Raw genomic sequence first — 11350 nt, 5'->3', positions numbered from 1 at the left:
ACTTCTTAAGTGCGAGCCCTAAATTTGGTTAAATTTCAAAGCCGAAATTTTAATTTAATCCGCGCCGCACGCGCAAACGCAATCTGTTCTCGCACTCTGTTTTGCAGTGCGACACAGGCTGCAAGCAAAATTAAAAACGCAAATTTAACCGCGCCTAGAATTTAATCTATATGAAGTCTAAATTTAATCGTGCATTCAAAGCCGCGTACGCCGCTCTTTGTAAATTTTAAAATTTAAAAGCGGTAAATTTAACTCTCTTGCTATGCAGCGAATTTTTTCCCAAAAATCAAAAATCAAAAATCAAAAAGCGAACTATTTTTACTCGCACGACACACTCATCTCACGCATTTAGCGGCACAGCTCTTACGCTGCAAACGAAGCTCCTAAGCTTGTAACACGCGCGCCAAATTAGACATGTCAGATGCTTCGCCAAGCGCCTTTCAAAGCTCATTCATAGCGCTCGCTATAAGTAGAATTTTGCGCGGCGCGGTAACAATTACGACCTTTTAAGAGCGCGCACCGCAGCTCAAAAGCCTATTTCGGCTTTTTTAAAACCACACGCCGTATGGCTCAAAGTCCATTCCTGCGCTCACTCCACTATCGTAATCCCCGCATCCGCGCAGGTTTTTCGCGCCTTTTTAGATATGCCGATGCCGGTCGTTTCGATTTTTTTAAGATTAATGAAGGGCGCAAGCTCGGCGGCGTCAATGTTTTTGATATCGAAAAGCTCATCCTCGCCGTCCCAATCAGGCGCGATTTGCAGGTAAATTTCATTTCCGCCGTCAAGATAGAGCTCGCTAACCTGCTCCGCCAGATTTGCGGGGACCGGATAGCCCTTAAACCACTTTTTGGCTTGCGGCAGGGCGCCAAAATCCGCATACGGATCGATACCGCGCTCCTCGCAGTATTCAAACACGTCAAATTTAGGCTCCAGTAGGGCTTTTTCATACATCAGTTCGTTCATCACGGCGACTTTGAAATTGAAATTTTTAAACGCTAGCGTCTCGTCGGCCGCGCGCGGAAGCTTAAATTTATCGCTCGGCCTGCGCTTTACCTTTTTCTCTTTTTGATTGATGCAGACGCGCCCTATCGGCATTTTCGCAGCTCGCACGATATCTGCGATCTCGTCCGTATCGCGTTTAGCGAAGCGCTCGGCAAAGTCCATCGCGCCTATGCGCTCCTGCACGGCCTCGGCAAGAGCTAGTGAGACTTCGAATTTGCCTAGGCTAAGTTCCAAAAATATATATGCGCCGCGCAGCTCCTGCTCAGATACGGCCTCAAGAGGCGGCCTGCCCTCAAGCGTGAACGTGCCGCCGTATAGCTCGCGCGGAACTTCGTACTGCACGCCCTTTGCGACCTCAAGCATCAAAATCATCTCGGTAAGCTTCGGCTCTGCGAGCTCGCCTGCGCGCACGAAGGCGAAAATCCCCGCCTCATCCCAAAAATAGCGGCTTTTGCCATCTCCGTCATCGATCAAGCGCGGCTGCCCTAAGGCTTCATTAAATTTAGCCAGATCAAACTCGCAGTTTACGCCGCCGATAAAAATGCCGTCCGAGCGCACGTCGATGTCAAATTTTTGCTTCTTAAAAATGCCGAACAGTCCCATTTCGCCTCTCCTGATTTTGCCTTAAATTTCGTCTTAAAATTTTTCCAAAAACCCGTAAAAATCGTCCGCAAAAAGCCTATCCTCACTCTGCGCGTAGTCGCGTACATAGACCTTGTATTCGCACGGCGCATCGTCTGCCCGCTCGCTTGCTATCTCTTTCGTCGTTCCGCTTGCCGCCTCGTCTGCCGCTTCGCTCATTGTCGCGCCCGCAGCTTTGCACGTCGTTTCAGCATTCATATCGCGTGCCGTATCCGGCGATCTCTCCGCACGCGCTTCGTCGTCCGATGCCCTATTTTCCGCACTGTAGGCTACCGTCGCGACGACCGTATCGCGCACCGTCGCGCCCGCAGCCTCGCCGCTCGTGCTCTCCGCCGTCTTACCGCGCACCGTGTTTGGCGAGCCGCCCGCTATGTCGCTTGCGGGCGAAATTTTAAAATAATACTCCTCGTCCTCGAGCTGCAAAAACACGAGCTCGTCCGCGGCGAATAGCCCGTTTTTGAGATTTATCTCATACGTATAGCAGATGTCGGCGTCGGCACTATCCGCAAACTCTGGCGGTGCGATCGTTTTTAGCTCCGTCCCTGCTACGCTCACGCTAGCGTATCTTAGCAGCATCTGCTTGTAGCTCGCAGGCAGCGCGAAACCGAGCCGTCGCTGCGCCCCGAGGCCGTGATATTTTTAGATTTTTGAATAAGCTCTTCTATCATTTTGATCCCGTTTCGAGCGAGAAATTTTAACGCCTTAGCAGCACTAAAACGCGCTGTTTACATAAGCCCGCGGGCATTTGCGCGACTTTGAAAATCTAAATTTAAAAGCACGCACAGCTTCAAAATCAAAGCGAGCCGTTTAAAATTTCGAGCAGCCCGCACATAAAATTTCAACCGCAAACGCGAACCGGCAGAGTTTTAGCGATCTAAATTTAGCGCTAAGCCCTAGCCAGCGCTATTACTTCGATCTCCACAAGCGCCCCCTTGGGGAGTTTAGCGACCTGCACCGTGCTGCGAGCCGGCTTGTGCTCGCCGAACGCCGCTGCGTATATCTCGTTCACCGCGGCAAAATCGCCCATGTCGGCTAGGAAAATCGTAGTTTTGACGGCATCTTGCAGCGTAGCGCCCGCTTCTTTCAGGATCGCGGCGAGATTTTGCAAAACCTGCCTCGTTTGCGCCTCCACGCCGCCCGCGACGAACTCGCCGTCCGGCTTAAGCGCGATCTGCCCCGAGGTAAAGATGAGTCCGCCCGTCTTGATCGCCTGAGAGTACGGCCCGATGGCCTGCGCCGCATCGGGAGTCGAGATGATCTGCATAGTAAATCCTTTGTGAAAAATTTCGCCCATTTTATCGCAAAATATTTTAACTTTGTTTTAGGCGGCGGAATTTTGCGGGCGGGCGGGCGTGGATGCGGCTGGTACGATGAAATTTAATTGGCGCGAGAGGTTGGCTAAATTTCGGTGGGCGAGGCGAAACAGATACGCGGTAATGCGACAAATTTAAATGGCATGGATGGGCAAAATTTCGCCTACGATAGCAGAATGAAATGGCAAACGCAGCGGTGCGGTTAAATTTATCGCACAAAATACAGCGGACAATATGGCGAGAGGTTAGCGCGGAAAGCGAACCGTGGCGGCGAAACGGCAAATTTAAAAGAGCTAACAGGCGCAACAAAACAGAGCGTGAAAGTACGGCTAAATTTAATCTATCTATACGGGCACGGCGGCGAATCTGCACAGCAAATGGTTGAGCTGTCGGCACGAGCGCAGGGCGAGCAAAACGGCTCGCTAACGGGGGCGTGTATTTTAAAAAGCGAGTAAGCGGGAAAGAGGCGTGCACGACGGTGCCCGATTAAATTTCATCAATGCGAGCACGATAACGTCGCGCGCTCGGCAATACAACGACTCTATCGGCGGCACCGAATGAATGGCATGGCGATACGATGAAATAGATACGGGTGGTCGGTGGAATTTAACTGGCGTGAATGGGCGAGAAACTTCATCGGCATCGTTGCGGCAGCAAATCAAATCCTTGCACCATCAAGATCATCAATGTCTCGATCGGCAAAATCAAACCGCCCATGGTAGTGATACGGGCGGCGGGGCGGTAAAAGCAGCGCCAAAATCGCTACCATCGCAGCAGAAAGAACAGCGCCGTCATAAAAAAATCAGTGCGACACCGCGCAACGCAATTAAAATCCTCGTAGTAGCAAGCGCGGTAACGAAGTCGTCGATGTTGCAGAGCAAAATCAGCGATATCGAAAAAATAAAATCAAAGACCTCGCAGCAAGCGAAGCCTTCGACACAACGGCAACAGAACCAACATTGCAGCAGCGGAAAATTAGTGCCATCGAAGCGAGACTGGCGCGACCCTACAGCAAGATCTGCGCTACTGCAATAAGTTCGGTGCGACGTTACGACAATATCTGCGCGTTATTCCAGCAACAAGCTAGGCTCCGTCGCAGCACAATAGATACGGAAGCTATGATAAAATCGACACTACAATTAAATTTGCAGTGTCTCAGTAAATTCGGCGCAACACTGTGGCAAAATCGACGCCACAGCAGTAAAATCGGCACTATCGTGGCGGTAAGATGGCGCTGCCGTAGCATATCGGCGAGGGTTCATAAAATTTTACATGAAATTTTATACGAAATCCTGTATAAAATTCTATGATTTTGACTTTAGATTGGCCTGTGATGGGCCCTCAACCAGTCTGCAATCAACTTGCGATCGACCCTCAATCGGTCTGTATCAATTTGCAATCAGTCCGTAAAGTAGCTTTAGAATCGTAGCGGCAATGACGAACAGAAGCATCTTGCGCACAAATTTTACGTCGCATCGCATCACTAAACTTGAGCCCGCAAAGCTGCCCGCGATCTGTCCGACCGCCATCACCGCTCCGACGAGCCATAAAATCTGCCCGCCGATGATAAAAACACCCAAAGAAACGATATTTGAGGTGAAATTTAAAACCTTCGTGTGTGCGACCGCCTTTTTCATATAAAGCCCTAAAATTCCAACCAGCGCAAACGTCCAAAACGAGCCTGTACCCGGGCCAAAAAACCCGTCGTAAAAGCCCAAAACAAGCCCAAAAATCGCGTAAAAGCTATTTTTTGACATCTTGGGTTTGGCGGGCGCTTCGCCTAGGTTTGGCGAAAAAATCATATAAAAGAAAAGCGCCAGCAGCAGGATCGGAATGAGATAGTTTAGGAATTTCGCATCGATTAGGAGCAGGACATAAGCGCCGACGAGCCCGCCTACGAACGTAAAAATCACGCCGCGCAGGATCTCCGCCGCATCGACGTAGCCCTTGCGGATGAAATTTAAAGCGGCGGTGAAGCTTCCGAAGCTGCCTTGAAATCTATTTGTGGCGATCGCTACATGCGGCGGAACGCCCACGGCAAGCAGAGCAGGTAGCGAAATCAACCCGCCGCCGCCCGCGATCGAGTCGATAAATCCGCCGAAAAACGCCGCTGCAAAAAGCACCGCAAACTGCCAAAGTTCAAGCTCCATTTTTGTCCCTTTTTAATTTCCAATATTTTACAAAAGGTGAACTTAAATTTTAACCGCCGTACATCGCAATAGCAAATCGTATGCTATAATAGTAAAAAATAAGGATAAAAATGAATAGTTTCAAAAAAATCATAGATCTGATTTTAAAAATTTTCATCATAAGCGTATCTATTTTAGGGGCAATCATCATATTAATAATAGCATTTATTATTGCGTCAATTTATTTAAAACCATATAATGATTTTTGGAACGTAAAGAGCAATAATTTTGAAGAATTGAATATTTTAACAGACAATGCAGATATGGATGGATTACTTTTGTATCGTAGAAAAATTCAACCAAATGCCGCAGATAGTCTAGATGAAATCTGCTATGTTCATTACGTAAAGTTAAATTCTACTAACGGCATAGCAGAAAAGAAACTCATTGAAAACGGCTACAAACCCTCCAATAAATCCAATTGTGTCGCTCAAGATAGCAATCTAACGGAATTCAAAAAAATCACGTTTGCGGCGCCGTTTTTTCATTATCTAGGCTATAGTGATGTATTTGATAAAATATATTTAGTCTATGGCTCAACAGCTCACTTAGATGTATCTACCATAAGCGCAGAAAATGGACAAATCTGGCAAAAACAAGGACACGAAATTATTATATATCCAGGAGAAAATATAATTCAAAAGAATAGATTATTCTCTGAGTGTTTTGGTCCATTCGGTATGTGCAATTAAAGCTAGAATTAATCAAGCAGTGAAGGTAAAATTTTATCTATCTCGCCGCTCTGTCGTGTAGAGCTGGGGGAGGCTCTTCTCGATGGCTTTAGGCATCAGGTTAAAGGCATCGTCTCTCTCTTTGTCTTTCTTCTGAGCCTCTTTCTGGGATGACCCTACGGTCACTCCGAGAGCAAGGAGCTTCTTCTCGGCTTCAGCTTGGCGTTCTTCTTCAGTCGTTGCTACTCCCGTTTTGTAGAGCTTTCGGTCAAAGTGCTGCGCTACATCTTGAGTAAGCTGTATCCGCAGGCTGTCAGCCATCTCGTCCATACCTCCATCGAATTGGTATACCCAGGCTGCTTTCCCGTAGGGATTGGTTCCCATGGTTCGCTCGGTCGCGATCGTATGCGATCGGACCTCGTCCCATGGGCCCTCAAAAAGCGAGTTGTGGGTAAAGGCTATGGAGAAGCCATCGCCACTAGGCACGGCTGTGGTGCGTACGAAGCGCTCTTCTTCGCCAGGCGTTATCCCCTTGCCCGTTTGCTTTTGCAGGACGATGAGGTCGCTACCGACCCCGGTCCCCGCGCGCTCTGAGAACATACCCGAGGGTAGGCGAATGGCCGAGATGAGTCGGCTCTGCTCCATCAAATAGCGTCGGAAGATCTCGTTGTAGGGGGAGTCAAGCAACCCCTGCGACGTGATGAACGCCAGGATGCCACCCTCTCGTAGGCTCTCCAGCCCCTTGATGAAGAAGTAATTGTGGATTGTGCGTGTTGCTTCCCGCTTGATGCTATCCTTCCCTTTGGAGTAGGCTCGATCATAGACCATGAAGTCACCGAAGGGGATGTTACTTGTGATGAGGTCATACCGGTCCGCTTCAGCGAGCTCACCGAGGGATTCGAAGGGTGCTTGGCGAACCGTGACTTTGCTCTCCCCAAGTGGGTGGAGTGCTTGCGCTATCCGAGCCGTGAGTAAGTCCTTTTCGAGTGCGTCAACACGGCGAACATAAGGAGCAAAGGTATCGGCAAAGGCTCCTATCCCGGATGATGGATCCAGGCAGGAGTGAAACTCCACTCCCGTCGTGGCTAAGGCTGTGGCGATGGCGGAGACTATGCGCGTATCGGTATAGAAGGAGGTCAAGACACTGGCCTTGATGCTCTCCCAGTAGCGCTTGGCGACGAGAGCATCGGGAGCTTCTCGGTAGATGAGCTGCTTCAAGGCGCAGGTAGGCTTGAAGAGCTCTTGCTCAGACTTTGCCCAGTAGCGAATATCCTCGGGCTGGTCGGTGCGATTCAGTACGCATTTGAGCCCTCCGAAGCCTTGGTAGGCGCCAAGGATGATCCGCTCTTCTTCGGTGGCTAGCCTTTGCTCTTTCTCGAGTCGAAGGACGATACGGATCGCTTGGGTATTGGCTGCAAGTACGGCTTTCTTGTTGTAAGGCATAGCTGAGTTTGTGCTTCTGGGGGGATTCTAGAGGTCGTCCGAAAAGTCACTAATGTTCCGTCGAAAAGTGGCTAATCTTTTGCCCAAAAGATTAGCCACTTTTTCTCGATTGATAAGGTACTTTCCCGAGGAAGATTAGCGACTTCTTTGAGGACTGCCGTTGGAGGCGAACTCGAAGGCTGTGGATCCGTCTTCCCTGAGGGTGATATGGGCATTGAACTTCTTGCCCGCCTTGTTCTGAAAACCTTTGACAAGGCTGGTCCGTCTACTGGTAAGGAGCTCCTTGATGTGTGCTTCTGTGAGCATTACTCCGCAGATCTCACGGAAGATGTGGAAGCCACACGTCTCGTGGCGGCACTTGATGATCTTGGCAAAGATGCCCACGGAGTCCTGGCCGCAGAGCGGACAGCGATAGGAAGGATAGGCTGGAGCATCAGCCTGCAGGGCGAGGAGCTTGTGACAGATGTCTGTGGTGTAGCTTCTGATACGGAGAGCGAAGTCCTCGGCAGAAGCCTTCCCTGCCTCGATGGCTGAGAGGGAGAGCTCCCAGTTGGCCGTGAGTTCAGCATTGGCTAGTTCCTGATCCTTGACGAGCTGATAGATGGACAGCCCTTTCTCGGTGGGGATGAGCGTCTTCTTTTCCCGACGGATGAGTTCGCGTAGAATGAGTGTCTCGATGATGCTTGCGCGGGTAGCGGGTGTCCCGAGCCCACACTCGGCAATCGCCTTGCGACTCTCGGCATCGGTCAGCTCCCGCCCAGCATGCTCCATGGCGGAGAGCAGGGAGGCTTCGGTAAACAAAGGCTTGGGCTTAGTCTGATGCTCCGTGATCTCAGCGTGACGAAGGGGTAAGCGCTCCCCTTCTGCGAGCATGGGGAGTTGTTCGAGGAGCTCGTCCTCGTCGTCTGCTGCCTCCGCTTTGTCCTTTCCTCCGTCTTGAGAATAAGCTCTCCAGCCCAGCGATAGTCTACGGATAGCCCGCCAGCTGTAGCGGTAGGTCCCGTCGCTCAGCTCCGCCTGCATACGCTCTTCTTCGCTGTTGGGAGCGAAGGTTTCGATGAAGCGGCTGCGAATCATCTGATAGATCGTCGCCTCCTCTGGGGATAGTCCCTCGGGGGACTCACCTGTAGGGAGGAGGGCATGATGGTCAGTCACCCGATGATCATCGACAGCATGTCGATTAAGCGCTTGGCTAAGCGTGACACCAAGCTCATGGAGTAGCGTGGGGATCGTCTCGAAGACATCTTCGCTGATGTAGCGACTCCCGGTGCGGGGGTAGCTTATGATCTTCTTCTCATAGAGCGCTTGGGCTAGCGACAGGGTCTTGTCGGCCGAAAAGCCGTGCTTGCGGTTGGCCTCTTTCTGAAGCGTGGTGAGGTCAAAGAGGAGCGGAGGTGGGGTCTCGGTGCACTTCCGATCGACCGATAGGACCTTCAGATGTGACTGACCACTTAGCGCTGTCAGGGCGCTTTGTGCTGCATTCTTCTCCTCGAAGTGCTCTTGACAAAGCGCCTTGAGGAGGATGCCGTCTTGCTCAATCGTGGCATGGAGCCTCCAGTAGGTGCGGGATGAGAAGCCTTGATGCTCTGAGAAGCGGCGACATACCAGGGCGAGTGTCGGTGTCTGTACACGCCCCAGCGAATAGGCTCCACGGCGAGCTATCGAGAGTGCTCGACTGGCATTGATGCCGACGAGCCAGTCCGCTTCGCTACGTGCTTTGCCGGCCAGATAGAGTGCATCATACTGCTCCCCGGGTTTGAGCTTGGCGAGCCCCTCCTGAATCGCCTTGTCGGTGAGGGAGGAGATCCATAGCCGCTGGAAGGGCTTTCGGCAGGCAAGGTAGCTGTAGATGTAGCGGAAGATGAGCTCTCCTTCTCTTCCGGCATCGGTAGCGACGATGATCTGCTCGGCGCGCTCGAAGCAGGAGCGGATCACCTTCAGCTGTTTGAGAGCTGTTGGGTCGTCTTCGAAGGCTTTCCCCTTGCGGATTTGTCGAACGATGAGCTGAAAAGGCTGCGGGAGTATGGGGAGCTCTTCGGCCTTGTATGTCCCGAGTCCGTAGTGTTCGGGCAGGGCTAGGGTGATGAGGTGACCGAATGCCCAAGTGACGAGGTAGCCCTTGCCCTCGATGAAGCCGTCTTGTGGGTGTGTAGCCCCGACGATGCGGGCAATGTCACGAGCTACAGAGGGCTTTTCTGCGATGATACAGGTCGTCATGGTCTTGTGTCTTTGCTGTTATCCTTAGAGCTTACGTCCACGACGAGCCTTACGCTCTAGCTTCTGCTTCTGATCGGCTGTGGGCTCTGTTTGCTCAGACTTGAGGGGCTCTTTGAGGTGCTTGGTCGCTTCGTTGGTTTTGCCTTCGTTGTTCACTGCTACCTGGGTCTTGTGTCCCTCGGCTACGGCTTCGACTTCTTGCTTCCCTTGCTTCTTCTCGGGGTTGTACTTGAAGAAGCGGGGGCGGCTCTGTTCCTTATCCATACGGACATAGGCGTTGAAGTGCTTGCCTTCCTTGTCGACCATGTTCTTGAGGTAGAGGGTGCGTCCCGAGTCAAGAGCCTCGCGCTGCTTCTCGGTCAGCTCAAGTCCACAGAGCTTACGGGGTGCGCCCTGGCTTTGCCCTGAGGAGAGAGACTGCTCCTGACGCTCCCGGAGGCTCTTGCTGTCGCCGAAGATGAACTCGATGCCCTTCTTATCGGCATTGACTTGAAGCGTAGCGTCGAAGGACTTGCCGTTCTTGGAGGTCATGCCCTCTACTTTGACAGCCTTACCCTCGACGAGGTCCTTGTACTGCTGGTCAGAGAGCGTCACCCCTTTAATTTCCTTGGGGATGGATACTCGGTCAGCACGTAAGGCGAGCAGCTCGTTGGTCTGTGGGTCGATGGATACGTAGGCGTCGAAGAGCTCTCCCTGCTTGGTGACGACTTCGATGGTCTTGCCTAGGTTGCCTGTCTTGAGGAGCTGTGCCTTATCCTCGGGGCTGAACTTGTAGCCCATGTAGGGGAAGTCAAGCTGGGGCTCCTTGCGCATGGCATGAACGGCAAGACCGATGTTGCCATCATCGTCGGTACGGAACGCTAGGCGTGCCTCGGTGTAGATCGAGCTATTGCCGTAGGGTACAGCGATGGGTAGGAGGTCGCTCTTCTGCCAGGAGAGCATCTTTTCGAGCGCTCCACTGGCTTCGAGCTTCTCGCGACTGAGGCCAAGATCCTCGAGCATACGCCAGTCGATCTTCTCGGGATCGATAGCGGTAGTACGCTTCTGCATGGGAAGGAAGTCCTCGAAGGACACTTGCTGTGCTTTGAGGAGCTTTTCGGAGGCGGGGTGGCGCCGATTCTGCAAGGAGGAGCGAAGGCTCTCTACGCCTTGCTCGACGTTGCTTGCAAGGACTTTGTAGAGTCCGAAGCGAGTCGGGTCGTTGAACTGCTTGAGGAAGTTCTTCATGAAGTTCTTCAGCAGCCCATCTTGGTTGTTGAACTTGAGGAAGCTACTCTGGTTGGTGGCCTCGGCGGCGGTCGTCTTGAGCTCGCCCTCCTCGTTGATGTCCGAGATGATGGAGAGTTTGCCTACCTCGGATGCATTCTGGACCTCTGTACGGTCCTCTAGGACCAGTACGTAGTCCTCTGTGTGATTGTTGTCCATAATGATGCCAATTGTCTGATATAAAGTATCCTGTAGGGCAAATATAGGGGTAGGAATAATCTCTCCGAGAAGGTCGGGATGGAGGAGGAAAAGCGAGGAAAAGACGGGAAAGTGTAAGATCCAGATAGAAATGCTTGTCTACTTGGATGGCAATCGTTATATTTGTGCGTGTGTTAAATTATAGTAACGAGGTAACTCCTTGTTTTAGTTCGGCTTCGATTGATGAATTGGCAGGTGTTTTTGGGAAGGATAGAGCGTAGAGGAGGTGTGGGTTTTGTGCTTTCTCTTGGGAAGTACTTTGTTCTGCTGTCGATCTTCTTTATTGCCTTTGAGGGGTATGCACAAGCCCCAGGGAACACACGACGGCAACTTGAGGCAATCGAACGAACTTTTGCCAGGGAATCATCGAGCGCCGCCTCGATCGGCGCCACATAGACCGTGCGCCCC

11 protein-coding genes are annotated in these 11350 nt (G+C 51.6%); 4 read left to right on the top strand and 7 right to left on the bottom strand.

The annotated features are described in order from the left end of the window. Window positions 1–589 precede the first annotated feature (589 nt). The 3 genes from Q0372_RS04700 to Q0372_RS04690 all read right to left on the bottom strand — a co-directional run bounded on the left by Q0372_RS04700 (window position 590) and on the right by Q0372_RS04690 (window position 2909). Window positions 590–1606, bottom strand: coding sequence for a hypothetical protein (locus tag Q0372_RS04700; protein WP_298103184.1), 1017 nt, complete (start codon window positions 1604–1606; stop codon window positions 590–592). A gap of 33 nt (window positions 1607–1639) precedes the next feature. Beyond that, window positions 1640–2221, bottom strand: a complete 582-nt coding sequence (locus Q0372_RS04695; RefSeq protein ID WP_298103181.1) for a hypothetical protein — start codon at window positions 2219–2221, stop codon at window positions 1640–1642. Window positions 2222–2531: 310 nt separating this feature from the next. Next, entirely contained in the window at window positions 2532–2909 is a 378-nt protein-coding gene (locus Q0372_RS04690; protein ID WP_297944720.1) for a RidA family protein, read from the bottom strand. Window positions 2910–3275: 366 nt separating this feature from the next. Between Q0372_RS04690 and Q0372_RS04685 the strand changes: the two genes are divergently transcribed. From Q0372_RS04685 to Q0372_RS04675, 3 genes are all read left to right on the top strand, one after another. Then, window positions 3276–3413, top strand: coding sequence for a hypothetical protein (locus Q0372_RS04685; RefSeq protein ID WP_298103178.1), 138 nt, complete (start codon window positions 3276–3278; stop codon window positions 3411–3413). A 106-nt stretch (window positions 3414–3519) separates the two neighbouring features. Further along, the gene (locus tag Q0372_RS04680) at window positions 3520–3993 is read left to right on the top strand and encodes a hypothetical protein (protein WP_297944724.1); all 474 of its coding nucleotides are present in this window, start codon (window positions 3520–3522) and stop codon (window positions 3991–3993) included. 83 nt (window positions 3994–4076) lie between these two features. After that, window positions 4077–4268: a hypothetical protein gene (locus Q0372_RS04675; protein WP_298103175.1), complete on the top strand. Its 192-nt coding sequence runs from the start codon at window positions 4077–4079 to the stop codon at window positions 4266–4268. Window positions 4269–4346: 78 nt separating this feature from the next. Here the strand turns inward: Q0372_RS04675 and Q0372_RS04670 are convergent, their stop codons facing one another. After that, a complete protein-coding gene (locus Q0372_RS04670; protein WP_298103172.1) occupies window positions 4347–5108 on the bottom strand; it encodes a TSUP family transporter in 762 nt (253 codons plus the stop codon). Between the two features lie 110 nt (window positions 5109–5218). Here Q0372_RS04670 and Q0372_RS04665 point away from each other — a divergent pair, with 110 nt between their 5' ends. Continuing rightward, on the top strand, window positions 5219–5839 hold the full coding sequence (locus tag Q0372_RS04665; protein ID WP_298103169.1) for a hypothetical protein: 621 nt from the start codon (window positions 5219–5221) through the stop codon (window positions 5837–5839). A gap of 33 nt (window positions 5840–5872) precedes the next feature. On the opposite strand, the gene Q0372_RS04660 is transcribed toward Q0372_RS04665, so the two are convergent. The 3 genes from Q0372_RS04660 to Q0372_RS04650 form a co-directional block, all read right to left on the bottom strand. Continuing rightward, entirely contained in the window at window positions 5873–7261 is a 1389-nt protein-coding gene (locus tag Q0372_RS04660; protein WP_298103167.1) for an N-6 DNA methylase, read from the bottom strand. A 135-nt stretch (window positions 7262–7396) separates the two neighbouring features. After that, a complete protein-coding gene (locus Q0372_RS04655; protein ID WP_298103162.1) occupies window positions 7397–9478 on the bottom strand; it encodes a type IA DNA topoisomerase in 2082 nt (693 codons plus the stop codon). A 24-nt stretch (window positions 9479–9502) separates the two neighbouring features. Further along, window positions 9503–10903, bottom strand: coding sequence for a DUF4099 domain-containing protein (locus tag Q0372_RS04650; protein WP_298103159.1), 1401 nt, complete (start codon window positions 10901–10903; stop codon window positions 9503–9505). Window positions 10904–11350: the final 447 nt, after the last annotated feature.

The organism is uncultured Campylobacter sp., assembly GCF_937997405.1.
In the GTDB taxonomy this organism is placed as follows: Bacteria; Campylobacterota; Campylobacteria; order Campylobacterales; family Campylobacteraceae; genus Campylobacter_B.
The sequence above is the reverse complement of the archived record's forward strand: the minus strand, read 5'-3'. Positions and strand labels throughout refer to the sequence as shown.

Bases quoted from the DNA above. Each gene is read 5' to 3' on its own strand.
- Q0372_RS04700 (WP_298103184.1), bottom strand. From the start codon at position 1,606: ATGGGACTGTTCGGCATTTTTAAGAAGCAAAAATTTGACATCGACGTG.
- Q0372_RS04695 (WP_298103181.1), bottom strand. From the start codon at position 2,221: ATGCTGCTAAGATACGCTAGCGTGAGCGTAGCAGGGACGGAGCTAAAA.
- Q0372_RS04690 (WP_297944720.1), bottom strand. From the start codon at position 2,909: ATGCAGATCATCTCGACTCCCGATGCGGCGCAGGCCATCGGGCCGTAC.
- Q0372_RS04680 (WP_297944724.1), top strand. From the start codon at position 3,520: ATGGCATGGCGATACGATGAAATAGATACGGGTGGTCGGTGGAATTTA.
- Q0372_RS04675 (WP_298103175.1), top strand. From the start codon at position 4,077: ATGATAAAATCGACACTACAATTAAATTTGCAGTGTCTCAGTAAATTC.
- Q0372_RS04670 (WP_298103172.1), bottom strand. From the start codon at position 5,108: ATGGAGCTTGAACTTTGGCAGTTTGCGGTGCTTTTTGCAGCGGCGTTT.
- Q0372_RS04665 (WP_298103169.1), top strand. From the start codon at position 5,219: ATGAATAGTTTCAAAAAAATCATAGATCTGATTTTAAAAATTTTCATC.
- Q0372_RS04660 (WP_298103167.1), bottom strand. From the start codon at position 7,261: ATGCCTTACAACAAGAAAGCCGTACTTGCAGCCAATACCCAAGCGATC.
- Q0372_RS04655 (WP_298103162.1), bottom strand. From the start codon at position 9,478: ATGACGACCTGTATCATCGCAGAAAAGCCCTCTGTAGCTCGTGACATT.
- Q0372_RS04650 (WP_298103159.1), bottom strand. From the start codon at position 10,903: ATGGACAACAATCACACAGAGGACTACGTACTGGTCCTAGAGGACCGT.